The 17,319-nt window shown below is 66.5% G+C and carries 14 protein-coding genes and 2 tRNA genes; 4 read left to right on the forward strand and 12 right to left on the reverse strand.

The genetic code is table 11. The features are described 5' to 3' along the window. Window positions 1-20: 20 nt before the first annotated feature. The 4 genes from KVT39_RS25290 to KVT39_RS25305 all read right to left on the reverse strand — a co-directional run bounded on the left by KVT39_RS25290 (window position 21) and on the right by KVT39_RS25305 (window position 5,136). Complete coding sequence (locus KVT39_RS25290; protein ID WP_217590455.1) at window positions 21-941, reverse strand: DUF1571 domain-containing protein; 921 nt, start codon at window positions 939-941, stop codon at window positions 21-23. A 29-nt stretch (window positions 942-970) separates the two neighbouring features. Beyond that, window positions 971-2,725, reverse strand: a complete 1,755-nt coding sequence (locus KVT39_RS25295) for an AMP-binding protein (protein ID WP_131948492.1) — start codon at window positions 2,723-2,725, stop codon at window positions 971-973. A gap of 157 nt (window positions 2,726-2,882) precedes the next feature. Next, on the reverse strand, window positions 2,883-3,701 hold the full coding sequence (locus KVT39_RS25300) for a TetR/AcrR family transcriptional regulator (RefSeq protein ID WP_105393194.1): 819 nt from the start codon (window positions 3,699-3,701) through the stop codon (window positions 2,883-2,885). A gap of 214 nt (window positions 3,702-3,915) precedes the next feature. Next, window positions 3,916-5,136 (reverse strand): MFS transporter, encoded by a 1,221-nt coding sequence (locus tag KVT39_RS25305; RefSeq protein WP_034184267.1) that lies wholly within the window; start codon window positions 5,134-5,136, stop codon window positions 3,916-3,918. 280 nt (window positions 5,137-5,416) lie between these two features. On the opposite strand from KVT39_RS25305, the gene KVT39_RS25310 reads away from it, so the two are divergent. From KVT39_RS25310 to KVT39_RS25320, 3 genes are all read left to right on the forward strand, one after another. Then, window positions 5,417-5,959 carry a GNAT family N-acetyltransferase gene (locus tag KVT39_RS25310; RefSeq protein WP_034184268.1) on the forward strand — a complete coding sequence of 181 codons (543 nt, stop codon included), beginning with the start codon at window positions 5,417-5,419 and terminating at the stop codon, window positions 5,957-5,959. A gap of 130 nt (window positions 5,960-6,089) precedes the next feature. Then, window positions 6,090-6,716 carry a ParB-like protein gene (locus tag KVT39_RS25315; RefSeq protein WP_105393195.1) on the forward strand — a complete coding sequence of 209 codons (627 nt, stop codon included), beginning with the start codon at window positions 6,090-6,092 and terminating at the stop codon, window positions 6,714-6,716. Between the two features lie 24 nt (window positions 6,717-6,740). After that, window positions 6,741-8,471, forward strand: a complete 1,731-nt coding sequence (locus tag KVT39_RS25320; protein ID WP_217590456.1) for a SulP family inorganic anion transporter — start codon at window positions 6,741-6,743, stop codon at window positions 8,469-8,471. A gap of 22 nt (window positions 8,472-8,493) precedes the next feature. On the opposite strand, the gene KVT39_RS25325 is transcribed toward KVT39_RS25320, so the two are convergent. The 6 genes from KVT39_RS25325 to KVT39_RS25350 all read right to left on the reverse strand — a co-directional run bounded on the left by KVT39_RS25325 (window position 8,494) and on the right by KVT39_RS25350 (window position 14,875). Continuing rightward, window positions 8,494-9,429, reverse strand: a complete 936-nt coding sequence (locus tag KVT39_RS25325; protein WP_217590457.1) for a carbohydrate kinase — start codon at window positions 9,427-9,429, stop codon at window positions 8,494-8,496. Between the two features lie 111 nt (window positions 9,430-9,540). Next, window positions 9,541-10,485, reverse strand: a complete 945-nt coding sequence (locus KVT39_RS25330; protein ID WP_034184062.1) for an ABC transporter substrate-binding protein — start codon at window positions 10,483-10,485, stop codon at window positions 9,541-9,543. Window positions 10,486-10,572: 87 nt separating this feature from the next. Then, on the reverse strand, window positions 10,573-11,610 hold the full coding sequence (locus KVT39_RS25335) for a ribose ABC transporter permease (RefSeq protein WP_034184063.1): 1,038 nt from the start codon (window positions 11,608-11,610) through the stop codon (window positions 10,573-10,575). Between the two features lie 42 nt (window positions 11,611-11,652). Then, window positions 11,653-13,206 carry a sugar ABC transporter ATP-binding protein gene (locus tag KVT39_RS25340; protein ID WP_105393198.1) on the reverse strand — a complete coding sequence of 518 codons (1,554 nt, stop codon included), beginning with the start codon at window positions 13,204-13,206 and terminating at the stop codon, window positions 11,653-11,655. Next, the gene (locus tag KVT39_RS25345) at window positions 13,193-14,440 is read right to left on the reverse strand and encodes an ROK family protein (RefSeq protein ID WP_034184269.1); all 1,248 of its coding nucleotides are present in this window, start codon (window positions 14,438-14,440) and stop codon (window positions 13,193-13,195) included. Before KVT39_RS25345 ends, KVT39_RS25340 begins: the two co-directional genes overlap by 14 nt. 348 nt (window positions 14,441-14,788) lie before the next feature. Further along, window positions 14,789-14,875 (reverse strand) — tRNA-Leu (locus KVT39_RS25350). Between the two features lie 445 nt (window positions 14,876-15,320). On the opposite strand from KVT39_RS25350, the gene KVT39_RS25355 reads away from it, so the two are divergent. After that, window positions 15,321-15,884 (forward strand): flavodoxin family protein, encoded by a 564-nt coding sequence (locus KVT39_RS25355; RefSeq protein WP_034184065.1) that lies wholly within the window; start codon window positions 15,321-15,323, stop codon window positions 15,882-15,884. A 116-nt stretch (window positions 15,885-16,000) separates the two neighbouring features. On the opposite strand, the gene KVT39_RS25360 is transcribed toward KVT39_RS25355, so the two are convergent. Then, a tRNA-Leu gene (locus tag KVT39_RS25360) sits at window positions 16,001-16,087 on the reverse strand. 110 nt (window positions 16,088-16,197) lie between these two features. Further along, window positions 16,198-17,187 (reverse strand): aliphatic sulfonate ABC transporter substrate-binding protein, encoded by a 990-nt coding sequence (locus KVT39_RS25365; protein WP_217590458.1) that lies wholly within the window; start codon window positions 17,185-17,187, stop codon window positions 16,198-16,200. Between the last annotated feature and the right edge of the window lie 132 nt (window positions 17,188-17,319).

Consider the following 17,319-nt stretch of genomic DNA (forward strand, 5'->3'; position numbering starts at 1 on the left):
GTCGGCCCCGCCGGCGCGCATCAGAACGCGTAGTCGGGGTTTTTCGGGTCGAATGCGGTGTCGTCGAGCGTCGCCGGCGCGATTTTCTCGATGATGATCCGCTCGAAGATCCTGCCGTCGTTGTCGTAGGACTCGACGGTCCGGAAATAGGGCGCGTGCAGGTCGAGCCCGAGGACTTCCTTCTTCGCGTAGAACTGCGGCCGGCCGGTCGGCGTTTCGTAGGTGAGCGCGACGACGCGCACGCCGCCGATCGTTTTGGCCTCCACCCGGGTCGGCCGCTGCACGCCGGCTTCCTGGTATTTCTTCCCTTCGGTCAGGTACAGGTTCGTGATGAACTCGGTGCCGAGATCCTTCACCTGGTGATTCGACTGGGCGCGCGCGAGTGCGCCGTCGAGCGCCGTCCACAACGGAATCTTGCCGAGCAGGCCGCCGAGATGGCCGTACATCTCGTCCTTGCGCTGCGTCGTGTCGTAGATCGTCTCCTGTCCGGCATGCGCGCCGCCCGGCAGCCATTTCGCATACACCCGCAGCGGCTCGCGGGTGGTTTTCACGAGCATGTGGTCGGGCGTGTCGGACCATTTCCCGCTGATGCGCTCCTGACGCACCATCGTGAACTGGTACGACGGATAGCCGTTAGGGCCATTACGGATATAGAGCGGCACGGCGAGCGGGTCGAGCGCCTTGAAGAGCGTCGTGAGCGTCGCGTCGTCCAGCTGCGCGAGCGTGCCGCGCTGCGCGGCCGTGCGCAGCCAGCGCGCCTGTTGCGCGACCGGGTCGCGCGTGATTTTCGCCAGGTCCGCCGGCAGTGCGACCTCCTGTGCCGCGCTTGCGGCGTCGGCCATTTCCTGCGCATGCGGCAGTCCCGGCCGAGCGAGCGACAGCATGCACGCGACCGCCGCGGCGGCAGCGTGCCACGCGCTGCGCTTCTTTCCTGCGTTCATCGACAGCATCTCCCGGAGCGATGGATCGTTCAGTCTTGCTTCGCGGTCTTGATCCTGGCGAGTTCCTCGTCGCGCAGCGCGCGGCGCAGGATCTTGCCGACGTTCGTCTGCGGCAGTGCGTCGCGGAACTCGACGAATTTCGGCATCTTGTAGCCGGTCAGGTTCTTGCGGCAGTGCGCGAGCACGTCGTCGACGGTGAGCGACGGGTCGCGGCGCACGACGAACACCTTGATCCGTTCGCCCTGCACCTCGTCGGGAATGCCGATCGCGGCGGCCTCGCTGATGCCCGGATGCATCACGAGCACTTCCTCGATCTCGTTCGGATACACGTTGAAGCCCGACACGAGGATCATGTCCTTCTTGCGGTCGATGAGGCGGATGAAGCCGCGTTCGTCCATCACGCCGATGTCGCCGGTGCCGAGCCAGCCGTCGGCGTCGATCGCCTTGGCCGTCTCGTCTGGGCGCTGCCAGTAGCCGCGCATCACCTGCGGACCGTGCACGCACAGCTCGCCCGGCTCGCCGATCGCGGCCCAGGTACCGTCCTCGCGGCGAAAGCGCACGACGGTGGACGGCGCGGGCAGGCCGATCGAACCGCTGAACGAGGCCATGTCGTTCAGGTCGACGGGATTCATCGTGACGATCGGCGAGCATTCGGTAAGCCCGTAGCCTTCGACCACCGGCCGGCCCGTCACCTGCTGGAAGCGCTCCGCGACCGCACGCTGCATCGCCATCCCGCCCGCCATCGCGAGCTTGAGCTTCGAGAAGTCGCGCTTGCGGAATTCCTCGTTGTCGAGGAACGCGTTGTACAGCGTGTTGATGCCGGTGATCCCCGTGAACGTTTCGTTGCGGATGATCTTCATCACCATCTTCATGTCGCGCGGGTTCGCGATCAGGATGTTGCGCCCGCCGAGCCCCATGAAGATGAACGCATTCACCGTCAGCGAATAGATGTGATAGAGCGGCAGCGGCGTGAGCACGGTTTCGACGTCGCCCGAGACCTGGTCGGCGATCCATGCCTTCGCCTGCAGCAGGTTCGCGATCAGGTTGCCGTGCGTGAGCATCGCGCCTTTCGCGACGCCGGTCGTGCCGCCCGTGTATTGCAGGAACGCGAGGTCGTCGCGCGTGATCTGCACCGGCTGCGGTTTGCCGCGCGCGCCGAGCGCAAGTGCGGAGCGCAGCCGGATCGCCTGCGGCAGGTGGTAGGCCGGCACGAGCTTCTTCACGTGCTTCAGCACGAAATTGATCAGGCGTCCTTTCGCATTGAAGCCGTCGGCGAGCAGGTCGCCGAGCGCGGTGACGACGATGTTCTTCACCTGCGTTTCCGGCAGCGCCTCCTGCAGCGTGCTCGCGAAGTTCTCGAACACGACGATCGTCTGCGCACCGCTGTCCTTCAACTGGTGCGCGAGTTCGCGCGCGGTGTAGAGCGGGTTCACGTTGACGACGATCGCGCCGGCCTTCAGCGTGCCGAACAGCGCGACCGGATACTGGAACGTATTCGGCAGCATGATCGCGACGCGGTCGCCGGGCTTCACGCCGAGGCTTTGCAGATACGACGCGAACGCGTCGACTTTCTGCGCGAGCGTGCGATAGGTCATCGATGCGCCTGCGCTCACGTAGGCGACGCGCTCGGCGAAGCGTGTCGTGCATTCGTCGAAGAACTGCACGAGCGATGCGTATTGAGTGACGTCGATTTCGTGCGGTACGCCGGGCGGGTACGACGCGTACCAGATACCGTCGGTGTTCGGCGGAACCTGGGCCGCTGCGGTTGCTGCGGAAGATGACATGACGTGTCTCCGGTCTTTGCTTTCGGCGCGGGCAGGCGCTTCGATGCCTGCCCGTGCCCCATGCTTCACGGGCGATCAACACGGGCGCCTCGATGCGCCGCATGACCCCGCGTATCAATCAAATCGTGAACAGGAAGTCGCGTGTGGCCCCGCGCGCTCAGTTCGCGGAATGCAGCGTCGCCGTATCGGCGGCTGCCGCACTCGACGGCAGCCCGAACGCTTCGCTCGCTCCCGCGTCGTCGAGTACCGCCGCGAAGATCGACAGTTGGGCACTGTCGGGCATCGGTGCCTTCAGCGCGGCGACGATCAGCGACGACAGCCGCGCGATCATCTGCACGTCGTTCATCGTGCGGCCTTGCGAGAACTCGTCGATCAGGCTTTCCGTCTCGGCACCCGCGAGCGCGCCGGACAGCGCGCCGATCGCGAAGTGCAACCGCCAGCCGAGCTCCGTGCGCGGCAGGTGCGGCAACGCGCGCTGGAAGGCGTCGAAGAAGCGGCCCGCGACGCTCGCGTAGTGCGCGGTCAGGAAGTTGCGCACGAACGGCGACGGATCGGTGTACGCGCGGCCGATCAGCCGGAGGAACCCGGGCCCGCCGCGTTCCGGGTTGCGCGACGCCTTCAGCGCGGGAATGAACATCGCGCCGAGCACGTGCTCGCAGGTGATGTGCGAGCCGAGCTGCGCATCGAAGCGGTCGAGGATGCCGAGGCGTTCCTGGTTGAGCTGATCGAGCCGGCGCGACAGCATCGCGTGGATCAACGCTTCCTTGCTGCCGAAGTGGTAGTTGACCGCCGCGAGGTTGACCGCCGCGCGCGACGTGATCTGCCGCATCGACATCGCCTCGAAGCCATGCTCGATGAACAGGTCCTCGGCCGCATCGAGGATGCGCGCCTTCGTCCCGCCGGTCTGCCGAGGGCCGGATGATCGCGCCCCGGACGGCCGTCCCGCGGATGGCCGCCCCTCCTGACTTACTGCCATGTTCCGCCTCCCATGCCGGTCGCCCGGCCGCGAACAGGTGATTTGATTGTCTGATTCAAACAGTCGTTTTTATTAAGATAAAAAAACGCGGGCGGAGCGGGCAAGCGGGGAATCTGGACAAATTCCTCTAGTTCGATGTGCAACTGCGGCAAGCGTGGCGCGCGTCCCCGAGGGGCGGGGCGCGCGCGATGGTGCGATGCGTCAATGTGCGGGTTCAGCCGACCGTGCTACGCGTATTGACCGATTGCGTCATGTCGATGCCGCGCCGCTCGCGGCTGAACAGGATCAGCACGGCGATCGCGACGGCGACGATGCCGGCCACGAGCGCGAGCGCGAAGCTGTAATTGTTGTCGTGCGACACGGCGAGCGATGCCTGCATCGTCGCGTTGCCGGACGCGAGCAGGTTGCCGAGCTGGTAGACGACGCCGGGGAAGGTCGCGCGGATTTCGTCGGGCGAAATCTCGTTCAGGTGGACCGGGATCACGCCCCACGCGCCCTGTACCGAGATCTGCATCAGGAACGCGCCCGCGGCGAGGGCAACCGGGCCGCTCGAGAACGCCCACAGCGGCAGCACGGGCAGTGCGATCAGCGCGGCGATGAAGATCGTGCGGCGCCGGCCGATCCGTTCCGAGATCGCACCGAACGACAGTCCGCCGACGATTGCGCCGATGTTCAGCACGATCGTGATCCACGACACGGTATGCGGATCGAAGTGATGCTGTTCGCGCAGGAACGTCGGATAGAGATCCTGCGTGCCGTGCGAGAAGAAGTTGAACGCGGTCATCAGCACGATCGCGTAGATCGTGAGCTTCCAGTTCTGCTTCAGCGTGGTCCCGAGGCTCGGGCGCGGGCGTTTCTCCATCAGTTTCCACGCCGGCGATTCGGGCACGTGCGTGCGCACGTACAGCACGAGCAGCGCGGGCAGCACGCCGACCATGAACATGCCGCGCCAGCCGATGTACTGGTAGAAGAGGCCGAACACGACGGACGCGAGCAGATAGCCGCTCGGATAGCCGGCCTGCAGCAGCCCCGATACGAAGCCGCGCGCATGGGTCGGCACGGTTTCCATCGTCAGCGCGGAGCCGACGCCCCATTCGCCGCCCATCGCGATGCCGAACAGCGCGCGCAGCACCAGCAGCGCGGTCAGGCTCGGCGCGAAACCCGACGCGAGTTCGAGCAGCGAATAACACGCGATGTTGACCATCAGCGTCGGGCGGCGGCCGAAGCGGTCGGCGAGCCGGCCGAAGATCAGTGCGCCGAGCGGGCGCATCGCGAGCGTCAGCGTGAGCGCGAACGCAACGGCGGGGATCGTCGACGCGAATTCGGCGGCGATGTCCTTCAGCACGAAAACCATCAGGAAAAAATCGAACGCATCGAGCGTCCAGCCCAGGTAGGCGGCGATCGTGACGTTGCGTTGTTCGCGGGTCCAGCTCATGTCCGAGGTCTCCTCGTTGGCTTGCGCGCTCACGATGTGCATGCGGATGCCGGCCCGCTTGCGCACGGTGCGCGGGCACTGATCGAGTGTAGGCCGCGGCGCCGCGCGATGTGGGGCGCGATAACGCCGAATCGGGAATAATCCCTACGAAATGATCTGTTTCGGAAATGGAAACGAAGCCGCGCCGGACCGGCGACAGGCATCTGTATCATTCCGGAAGGCGTTTTGTATTTGTTCTGTAATGCGCTCGATGCGCATCGTCACCGAATCAGGAGTCCCGATGAACGAACGTTCCGATGCTGCGCTGCCCGTGCTCGAAACCGCCAGGCTGTGGCTGCGTCCGCGCGTGCTGGCCGATCTCGACGCGTGCATCGCGATGGATCGCGATCCCGAGGTCACGCGGCATATCGCGGGCCCGTGGCACGATCCCGTCGAGCATCGCCGCTTCGTCACGCACCGGATCACGCGCGACTATCCGCCGGGACTCGGCTACTGGTCGATCTTCGAGAAGGCCGCACCCGATACGTTCATCGGCTGGGTCCTGCTGATTCCCGACTATGCGGACGGTGCACGCGACGTCGAGATCGGCTGGCGGCTCGTGCGCACGACCTGGGGCCGCGGCATCGCGAGCGAGGCCGCGGCGGCGGTCGTGCGGCATGCATTCGATACCGTGCGCCTGCCGCGCGTGATCGCCGATATCGCCGAGGCCAACAGCGGTTCGCTGAACGTCGCGCGCAAGCTCGGGATGCGTCGCGTGAGCGTCGTGCACGACGGCATTCCTTATATCCGCCATCGTCTCGAGCGCAACGATCTGCGCGCGTAGCACGGCATCGTGCGCACGCGTGCGCAGTTGTCGGAGATCGTCAATCGCCGGCGTATCGAGGTCATGACGTATTAACGGCTCGCGCGATCAGGAGTATCGTTGCCGGAATTTCGCAACATGGGGTACGACCATGACACTCGGCCGCGACGTTCATCTCATTCCCGTCAGGCTCGACGCGCTGCGTCCGACGCAGATGACGGTTGGTTATCGCGAAGTCAAGGCGAAGCGCAAGCACTGGAAGGCACTCGACAAGCGCGCGCGCAAGGCCGCGATCGAATCGCACTGGTTCCCGGCGGTCCTCGGCCCGGACGGGCTGCACTACATCACCGATCACCATCATCTCGGCCTCGCGCTGATTGAGGAGGGCGAGTCGCGCGTGAACGCGATGCTGCTGAAGGATCTGTCGTGGCTCGATGACACGATTTTCTGGCGGATGATGGAGCACAACCAGTGGGTGCATCCGTTCGGCGCGGACGGGTCGCGCCGCGACTACGCGAATTTGCCGAAGGCGCTGACGGGGCTCGTGGACGATCCGTACCGCAGCCTTGCAGGCGAACTGCGCACGGCGGGCGGCTATGCGAAGGACGCGACGCCGTTCAGCGAATTCCTGTGGGCCGATTACCTGCGCCAGCACGTGTCGCTCGACCAGATTCGCAAGAACTTCGCGAAAGCGCTCGACGTCGCGCTGCACCGCGCGCACGACCAGGATGCGCGCTATCTGCCCGGCTGGTCGGGCGTCATCGCCGTCAAACCCTGACCGGCGCACAGCGCCGACCGCCTCATGACGATCGCCCCGATCCGCCCCGATGCCGGCCCGCAGCATGCCGACCATTTTTCAGCGCTCGACGCGGCCTCGCCGCCGCCCGCGCGGCGCATCGGCCTCGATGCACTGGCCGGCCTGTCGATCGCGGGCCTGCTGATTCCCGAGGCGGTCGCGTATGCCGGGCTGGCCAACCTGCCGCCGCAGGCCGGTCTCATCGCGCTGCTGGCGGGGCTCGTCATCTATGCGCTCACGGGCAGCAGCCGCTTCGCGATCGTGTCGTCGACGTCGTCTTCGGCTGCCGTGCTCGCGGCGACCGTGCTCGCGGAATCGGGGATGGCGCTTGCCGAACAGCTCGCGCTGGCGGCGGCGCTGGTTGCGATGACGGGCGTGCTGTTCATCCTGGCGGGCGCCGCGCGGCTCGGCGGCATGTCGGACTTCGTCGCGCGGCCCGTGCTGCGCGGCTTCACGTTCGGGCTCGCACTGACGATCGTCATCAAGCAGTTGCCGAAGATTCTCGCGATTTCCGTGCAGCACAGCGATGCGCCGCATGTCACGCTCGACCTGATCACCGGCGCGCCGCATGCGAACCTCGCGAGTGCCGTGCTCGGCGCAACCGCGCTGGCGCTGCTGTTCGTGCTCGGGCGCCGCTCGCGCGTGCCCGCGACGCTCGTCGTGATCGTGCTGTCGATCGCGGTCGGCTATGCGATCGACTGGCAGCGATACGGGATCGCGATCGTCGGCCACATCGATTTCCGGCACATCGAATTCGGCCTGCCGCAGCTCGACCGCAACGCGTGGATGCAGACGGTCGAGCTCGCGTTCGCGCTGATGCTGATCCTGTACGCGGAGTCGTACGGATCGATCCGAAACTTCGCGCTGAAGCATGGCGACAGCGTGTCGCCGAACCGCGACCTCGTCGCGCTCGGCTGCGCGAACCTCGTGTCGGGCCTGCTGCACGGGATGCCGGTCGGCGCCGGCTATTCGGCGACGTCGGCGAACGAAGCGGCCGGCGCGCAGTCGCGCTTCGCCGGCCTGTGGGCAGCCGGCGTGGTCGCGCTGATCGTCTGGCTGCTGCTGCCGCAACTCGCGCGCACGCCGGAGCCCGTGCTTGCGGCGATCGTGATCTTCGCGGTCAGCCACTCGCTGCATCCGACCGTATTCCGGCCATACTGGGACTGGCATCGCGACCGGCTCGTCGTGATCGCGGCGTTGCTTGCGGTGCTCGTGCTCGGCGTGCTGCACGGGCTGCTGGCGGCCATCGGCGTGAGCCTGCTGCTGACGCTGCGCAAGCTGTCCGAGCCGAACGTCAGCGTGCTCGGCCGGCTGCGCGACAGCCATGACTTCGTCGACGTCGCGAGCCATGCCGACGCGAAGCCGGTGCCGGGCGTGCTGATCGTGCGGCCCGAGGCGCAGCTGTTCTTCGCGAACGCGGACCGGATGCTGAATCGCGTGCGCGCGCTGATGAAGGCCGCGCCGGACACGCATGCCGTGATGCTGAGCCTTGAGGAAACGCCGGATGTCGACGGCACGACGATCGAATCGTTGCGCACGTTCGCGGCCGAATGCACGGCACGCGGGCTGCGGCTCGCGATCGTGAGGCTCAAGATGCATGCGCTGCATGCATTGCGCCGCGCGGCCGACGATACGCTGCGTGAGGATGCGATGTCCGAACTGAGCGTCGACGAAAGTCTTCAACTGCTGCAGGCCGGTATGCCGCCGGACGGCGGCGACGGAACGACCGCCGCGTGACGAGGCGGTGCGGCGGCGCGGTCTATTGCGAAAGCACGGCGTCGGCAGCGCGATCGATCATATCGGCCACTTCCGCGGCCGTCGGCGCATAGGCGCCTGCGTGAGCGCAGGCGACCGCCGCGCACGCGGCCGCGTAACGCAGATGCTCGGCGGGCGATGCATCGGGCCGTGCAAGCTGGCTCGCGAGCCAGCCGCCGACGCTGGCGTCGCCGCAGCCGACCGTGTCGGCGACCTCGGTCGGGAACGCGGGCTGGAACAGCACGGTGTCGCGATGCAGGAGCTGCATGCCGGATGCGCCGCGCGTGACGAGCATCGTCGCGTCGGGCGACCACGCGCGCAGTTGCGCGAGTGCGGCCGTTTCGTCGAGTTCGGGAAACAGCCCGTGAAGATCCTCGTCGGACACCTTGATCCAGTCGGCGAGCGCGACCAGCCGGCGCAGCGTGTCGCGATACGACGGCGCGGCCATCGGCGCACGGTAGTTCGGATCGAACGAGATTCGCTTGCCGGCCGCGCGCGCGGCCTGCGCCACCTCGATCAGGCGTGACGCGAGCGGCTCGCGCACGACGCCGAGCGAGCCGATGTGCACGATCTCGGCCGTGTCGAGTGCGCCGGCGGGCAGGTCCGCCGGATCGAACGCGAGATCGGCGCTGTTCTCGCCGATGAAGAAATAGTGGGGCGGCTGCTTCGATACGACCATCGCGAGCAGCGGCGCGCGGTCGACCTGCCGGATGAAACGCATGTCGAGCCCCGCGTCGGCGCTCTTGCGCATCAGTTCGTCGCCGAAGATGTCGCGGCTGACCGTGCCGGCAAAGGCCGTCGGCGCGCCGAGTCGCGCGCCGACGCGCGCAACGTTCCAGCATGAGCCGCCGGCGACGCTGTGCCAGCGCTGTGCGTCGTCGCGGATGAAATCGGTCAGCGCTTCGCCGAATACGATCAGGCGGGGGAACGTCGTCGTCATGTTGATGCCCGGTGGCCGGGCCGTGCAGCGGTTGATGCGAGCGGGCGGCGCCGGCCGTCGCGCGCGGCGACGCGGCCCGGCACCGCCCGGTTCAGTGGACGGGAGGCGCGATCAGCGCGGGGAGCTCCAGCCCTTGTAGGTCTTCACGTTGTCGCGCGTGATGAGCGTCGGCTCGATCAGGATCATCGGATTGGCCGGCTTCTGGCCGTTCATGATCCCGTAGCCGACGTTGACGGCCTGCTGCGCCATCGCCCACGGGTCCTGGCTCGACGACGCCTGCACGAGCGTGTTGGACTTGAGCGCGACCTCGATATCGGGTGCGCCGTCGACCGACGTGATCACGATGCCCGGACGGTTCAGCTGCTTCGCGGCGAGATCGCTGCCGATCGCCTGCGGGTCGTTGATCGTGAACACCGCATCGAGCTTCGGAAAGCGCGTCAGGTAGCCCTGCATCGCGTTCATCCCGCCTTCGCGCGAGCCCTTGCCGTCCTGGTCGCTCGACAGCAACTTGATGCCCGCGTTTTTCGCGAGCACGGTCTTGCAGCCGTTGACGCGATCGATCACGGCCGACACCTGCGGGCCGTTCTCGATGATCACGTTGCCCTTGCCGTTGAGTTTCTTCGCGATGTAGTCGCACGCGAGCTCGCCGGCCTTCACGTTGTTGGTCTGCACGGTCGCATTCGCGCCGGCCGCCGCGACGTCGACCGCGACGACGGTGATACCGGCCGCCTGCGCCTTCTTCACCGCCGGCTCGATCGCCTTCGGATCGGTCGCGTTGAGCAGGATCATGTCGACGTGCGCGGAGATGAAGTTGTCGATCTGCGTGAACTGCTTGTTCAGGTCGTAGTCGGCCGACACGGCCGTGACTTTCGCGTTCGGGTTGAGCTGCTTGGCGCGCGCCTCGGCGCCCTTGACGATCGTGACGAAGTACGGGTTGCCGAGCGACCCGACCGTGATGCCGATCGATTTGAGCGGCTTGTCGGCCGCGTGCGCGACGGAAGCGCCGAATGCGAGTGCGCAGGCGACGGCGGTCAGGGCGGCTTTGTGCTTGAACATGTCGTTGTGTCTCCGTGAGGTTGGTTGGTAGACGGGCGCAGGCGTGCCTGCCTGCGCCGCAAGGTTGAATGGACGGGAACGGTGGTGTCAGGTGCGCGCCGAATCGCGCTGGCGGTAGCGATCGAGCGCGACGGCGCCGATGATCACGAGCCCCTTGATGATGTATTGCCAGATGTCGGACACGCCGAGCAGCACGAGTCCGTTCGTCAGTACCGCGATGATCAGTGCGCCGATCAGCGTGCCGACGATCGAGCCGACGCCGCCGACGAAGCTCGTGCCGCCGAGGATCACCGCGGCGATCGCGTCGAGTTCGTAGGACTGGCCGAGCTGCAGGCCGTTGGCCGCATAGAGCCGCGCGGCCGACATCACCGCGCCGAGGCCCGCGAGCAGCCCCGACGCCGCATACACGAACATCTGGATCGCCCGCACGTTGATGCCCGACAGGCGTGCGGCTTCCGGATTGCCGCCGACCGAATAGATCCGCATCCCGAGCACCGTGCGGCGCAGGATGAACCACGAGATCGCGATCACCGCGCACGCGATCACGACGAGCCACGGCACACCGAGGATCGTGCCGTTGCCGATGAACGCGAACGGCAGCTGCGGATTGAACACGGTGGTGTCGTTGCCGATCAGGCGCGCGACGCCGCGCACGGCCGTCATCGCACCGAGCGTGACGATGAACGGCGGCAGGCGCAGGAACGAGATCAGCCCGCCGTTGATCGCGCCGAACACGAGGCCGACGACGAGCGCGAAGGGCACGCCGAGCCAGCCCCAGCCGGGAATGGTCGACGCGATCAGCGCGGCGACGGCCGCGGCGGCGAGCACCGAGCCGACCGACAGGTCGATGCCGCCCGTCAGGATCACGAAGGTCATGCCGGCGGCGAGCACGATGTTGATCGACGCCTGCTGCGTGACGATCGACAGGTTCTGCAGCGTGAAGAAGCCGTCGGTCAGGAAGCCGAAGCCGACGCACAGGACCAGCAGCACCGGCAGCATGCCGGCGGTGCGTATCAGCGACTGCATGCGTGCGCGATGATCGGCGGTGCGCAACTGGGGAGTACGATCGCCCACCGGATGGGCCGTCGCGGAAGCGAGGTTCCGCTGCTTGGTCGGGTTGATCATTTCGGTAACCTGAATTGTAAGAGTCGAATGAAAGAGCGCGGCTCAGTGCGCGTCGGCGAGTTCGGCCTGGGAGCCGGTCGCGAGCGCGATGATGGCTTCCTGCGTGATGGGCGTGTGCGTGTGGCCGCCGAGTTCGCCCGCGATCTCGCCTTCGCGCATCACGAGCACGCGGTCGGCGACGCCGATGATTTCCGGCAGCTCGCTCGAGATCACGATCACGCCCACGCCGGCACGGGCCAGTTCGTTGATGATCCGGTAGATCTCGGATTTCGCGCCGATGTCGACGCCGCGCGTCGGTTCGTCGAGGATCAGCACGCGCGGTTTCGTTTCCAGCAGGCGCGACAGCAGCACCTTCTGCTGGTTGCCGCCCGACAGCGCGCCGACGTTGACGTTCGCGTGGGGTACGCGGATCGACAGCGAGGAAATCGCGTCGCGCGCGCGTTCGGCGCCGCGTGCGAGGTCGAGCGCGCCGAGCCGTGCATCGCGGTTGCAGACGGAAATGTTGATGTTGTCGCGCACGCTCATGTCGAGGAACAGGCCCTGGCGCTTGCGGTCTTCGGTCAGGTAGACGAGGCCCGCGTCGATTGCGTCGCGCGGCGAGTGTGCGCCGAACGGGCGGTCGCCCAGTTTCACGTCGCCGCGCACGCGCGGTTCGGCGCCGAAGATCAGCCGCGCGAGTTCGGTGCGGCCCGCGCCGACGAGCCCGGCGATGCCGAGCACCTCGCCGGCATGCAGGTCGAGGCTGCAGCCGCGCACGCGTGCGCCGTCGGCGATGTCGCGTACCGACAGCAGCAGGTGGCCGGGGTCGTACGGCGCGTGTTCCTTCTTGTAGAAGCCGGAGATGTCGCGGCCGACCATCATCGCGACGAGACGCTCGGCCGACAGCGATTCGCGTTCGAGCGTGCCGACGTATGCGCCGTCGCGCAGCACCGACACGCGGTCGGACAGTTCGTAGATCTCCGCCATCCGGTGGCTGATGTAGATGATCGCGAGACCTTCCTCGCGCAACTGGCGGATCAGGCGGAACAGGTGCTCGGTTTCGCGCGACGACAGCGGCGTCGTCGGCTCGTCCATCACCAGGATGCGGGCGCGGGTGTGCACGGCGCGCGCGATCTCGACGAGCTGCTGTTCGGCGATCGACAGCGTGTCGACGAGCGTTTCGGGGCCGAACGATGCGCCGAGGCGCGCGAGCACGTCCTGGCAGCCGCGCGCCATCGCCGCGCGGTCGATCGTGCCCCAGCGCCGGTTGCCTCGCCGCAGTTCGCGGCCGACGTAGATGTTTTCCGCGACGGTCAGGTTCGGCGACAGGCACAGCTCCTGGTAGATCACCGCGACGCCCGCATCGCGCGCGGCGAGCGGCCCGTCGATGTCGATGCGTTCGCCGTCGATCAGGATCTCGCCGCCGGCGTCGGCGCGGTATGCGCCCGACAGGATCTTCATCAGCGTCGATTTACCGGCGCCGTTCTCGCCCATCAGCGAGTGGATCTCGCCCGGATAGACGGTCAGGCTGACATTGTCCAGCGCGCGCACGGCCGGGAACGTCTTGCTGATCCGGCGCATTTCGAGCAGCGGGCGGGGCGACTCAGACCGCGACATGGTTGACCTCCTGCGAGTCGGTGCGGGCGCCCTTGAGGATGCCGGCCCGCGGGGAAAAGTTGAAGAACATCGGTAGCGTGGCCGCGCCGATCGCGCCGGCGTCGGCGCCGAACGTGCCGCGCACGAGCGTCGGCGTGCCGCGCGCTTCGGGCGCGGTGGCAACCAGTGCCGAGCGCAGGCGCGTCGTGACCGCGTCGAGCAGGCCCGCGTCGGTATCGGCGTCGATCACGACTACCGGCGCATCGATCACGCACAGCACCGCGCGCAATGCCGGCGCGAGCGCGTCGACGCAGTCGTCGATCCATTCGTCGACGGCCGGCAGGCCGCGGGCAATGCAGGCTTCGAGGTCGGCGCGGTTCTCGACCGTCTCGCCGTGATGGCGCAGATGGCGTACAAGCGCGTGCAGCGAGGCGCGCGCGAGCAGGATGTCCCACGGGCCGCGCGGCGGTGGCGCGGATGCCAGCCGGCTCGGCGGCACGGGAATCACGGCGATGTCGCCTGCATTGCCGGTCACACCGCGCAGGCAATCGCCGTCGATCGCGATGCCGCCGCCGATCGCCGGCCCGATGAATAGGTAGACGAAGTCGTCGCACTGCCGGCCGTATCCGTAGAACAGCTCGGCGATCGCGGCCGCGTTGCCGTCGTTTTCGCCGAACACGGGCAGCGACAGCGCGCGACCGAGGTCGCTCGCGAAATCGACGTCTTCCCATGCGCGGAACGTATCGGGCGCGAGGCCGAGTTCGCGCATCCACGCGCCGAGGTTGTAAGGCTGTGCGACGCCGACGCCGGTCAGGCGGGCGCGTTCGTGGTCGGGGAGCAGGGCCTGCATCGCGTCGATGTCGTGACGCACGATTTCGAGCACGTCGGCAGGAGGGGGCAGCAGCGTGTCGTGCGAGCGGCGGCCGAGCACGTCGCCTGCGAAGTTGACGAGCGCGGTTTCGATGCGCATCCGGTCGAGATGGACGCCGATGCCGAATGCACCGCGCGGGTCGAGGCGGATCAACGACGCCGGCTGGCCGCGCTGGCCTTCGGTACGGCCCGCGAATTCGATCAGCTTCGCATCGGCGAGCGATGCGATGATGCTGCCGACCGCCGTGCCCGTCATGCTCGCGAGACGCGCAAGGTCGGCCTTCGACGCGCTGCCTGCGCGGCGCAGCGTCTTCAGCAGCAGGCGCTCGTTGTAACGGCGCACGTTGGCCGAATTACTTCCCTGGCCGATGTGCGGGCTTCTCATGGCGTCTCCTTCCATGTTGCGCCATGCGGCAGCGCATTAAATAAATCACGTTGATTTATTTAACCGCGTGAGCGCCGTCATGTCAGCCTAGGGAAATCCCGGTTTTTGCCGTGGATGAGAGTTGGCAGGGTGGGTCTCGGGAAATGGGGATGGGTCGCGGAACCGGGGGCGAAAACTTTGGAATTCGCGTGGCAGGCGCGTGTTCGCTGCGGACGCGACGACGATTTGTCCGTCCGGAGGATGGTGAGACGGGGTTTGTCACACCATGCGGATCAACGTGGCGGTGTGAATGATGCGGGACCGGAAATGAAAAAAGGCCGGCTAGAAGCCGACCTTTTCAAAAACAGATGGTGCCCAGGAGAGGACTCGAACCTCCACGATGTTGCCACCGCTAGGACCTGAACCTAGTGCGTCTACCAATTCCGCCACCTGGGCACGTTTCGCTTGCTGCGATGCGAAAGACCGCAATTATAGCGTGCCCGAACGGCTTGTCAACAGATTTTGAGCGGCTTTTGTGCGGGACGAGAAAGCGGGGCGTGCCGGATTCGCCGTGTCCGGGTATCGCTGCCGGATCGATCCCGGTGCGAAGGATTGCCGCCGGAGAGGAACGAGCGAATTTCCTGAACGCAGGTGCCAGTTTGTCGCCGGAGAAATTATCGTTGGTGCGTGCCTGTCGTGCCGCGCTGACTCGCGAAGACAGGCAGCCGACGCCGCTCTATGCCGCTTTGTCCGCTCGCTTGGCGACACCACGCGCATCATGTAGTCGGCTGCCGCAATGGGGTGCGCGACACATGCAGGTGAAGATATTTGCATTACGATCATTTATGTTACTATCGCAGTAACGTTTTTTTGCGGAATTGTCCGCGACAAGGAGCTCCTCATGCCTGAAATCGCAGTGGTTTTTCATAGCGGCTACGGCCATGCGGCCGTCATTGCGGACGCAGTCGCTCGTGGTGTCGAGAAAGTCGACGGTGCGTCGGTCAAGCTGATCCCCGTCGACGCGATCGACGAACACTGGGAGTACCTGGAGCGCGATGCCAAGGCGATCGTCTTTGGTTCGCCGACCTACATGGGCAGTGCGTCCGCGCAGTTCAAGGGCTTCATGGACGCATCGTCGAAGCATTGGGGCAAGTGGCGAGACAAGCTGGCGGCCGGCTTTACGGTGTCGGCTTCGCAAAGCGGCGACAAACTGGCGACGCTGCAGCAACTGGCTGTCTTCGCTGCCCAGCATCAGATGCTGTGGGTCAGCCTCGGTCTGATGCCCGGCAACAACAACAGCAAGGGTTCGGTCAACGATCTGAATCGACTCGGGTCGTTCCTCGGTGCGATGGCGCAGGCGAATGCGGACGAGGGTGGTGATGCGATTCTCGAGAGCGATCGAAAGACGGCCGAAGTGCTGGGCGAGCGCGTCGCGATTGCCGCGAAACGCTGGAACGGTGCCTGAAATCGATGGCCGGGCGGCGCTGTCTCGATGGTCGTCCGGCTGATGGATGAGTGGCGCCGATGTGGGACCTGAAATGAAAAAAGGCCGGCTGGAAGCCGACCTTTTTAGAAAACAAGTGGTGCCCAGGAGAGGACTCGAACCTCCACGGTGTTGCCACCGCTAGGACCTGAACCTAGTGCGTCTACCAATTCCGCCACCTGGGCACGTTTCGCTTGCTGCGATGCGAAGACCGCTATTCTAGCGTGTCTTCGAAGACTGTCAACACAATTTCATCCGAAGCGATAAAAATATTGCATCCGTGTGCGACGGCGTCTCACGCGCCGACCGGATCCGCGCGTTTCGCCGCGAAATTCCAGCGCAGCGCCTGGCCCGTATCGACGCGTGCCGGCAGCAGTCCGGCCGCGAGGAACGTGTCGGCGATCTTCTGCTGTTCGCCGAAATTTTGCGCGACCACTGCGCGAACGAGGTAGCTGCGGCGCGCGTTCGCGCGTGCGATCGTCGCCGCGTCGAGCCCCCAGATCGGCGCAAGCGTATTCGCGGCCTCCTGCGGATGGTCGCGCAACCACGTGCCGGCCTGCGACAACTGGTCGAACAGGATCTGGACGACGTCGGGCCGCGCGGCGGCGAAACTGCTCGATGCGAGGTAGTAGCGCTGGTACGACGCGAGTCCGTTGCCGTCGGCCAGAATCCGCACGTCGGGATTCCGGTCGACCGACGCGACATACGGATCCCACGTGATCCATGCGTCCACGCTGCCGCGCTCGAACGCCGCGCGGCCGTCCGCGGGCGTCAGGTAGTGGATCGCGGCGTCGGCGGGCGTGAGCTTTGCGCGTGCGAGTGCGGCGAGCAGCAGGTAGTGGCTGCCGGCCGCCTTCGTGACCGCGATGCGCTTGCCCTTGAGATCGGCGAGCGTTCGAAGTGCGCTGTCCTGCTTGACGACGATCGCCTGTGCCTTCGGCGACGGCGCTTCCTGCGCGACGTACACGAAACGCGTATGCGCGGCCTGCGCGAAGACCGGGACCGTGTCGGCGACGTCGGCGCTGAAATCGACGGCGCCGACGTTGAGCGCTTCGGTCAGCGGCAGCCCGCTCGCGAATTCATGCCACGACACGCGCAGGCCGAGCGGCGCCAGCGCCTGCTCGAGGGTGCCGCGCGTCTTGAGCAGTGTGATGAGCGTCGACGACTTCTGGTAGCCGATGCGCAATGCGGCAGGCGTGGTCTCGGCGTGCGTTCGGACGCCCGCCGCAGTGAGGCCTGCGGCCAGCATCGCGCGCGCGAACGCGCGGCGGTTCATCGACGTCATGAATCGTGCTCCTCGTTGGGTTCGTTGCACTGAAGCGGGCCGGCTAACGTACCAACGGGGAGGGCGGGCGATAACCGATAAATTCTGCTATCGATCCGACTGGCGGGCATAAGGAGGTGGGGCAGGCGGTCG

The sequence above is a fragment of the Burkholderia sp. GbtcB21 genome (assembly GCF_019091065.1).
In the GTDB taxonomy this organism is placed as follows: domain Bacteria; phylum Pseudomonadota; class Gammaproteobacteria; order Burkholderiales; family Burkholderiaceae; genus Burkholderia; species Burkholderia pyrrocinia_C.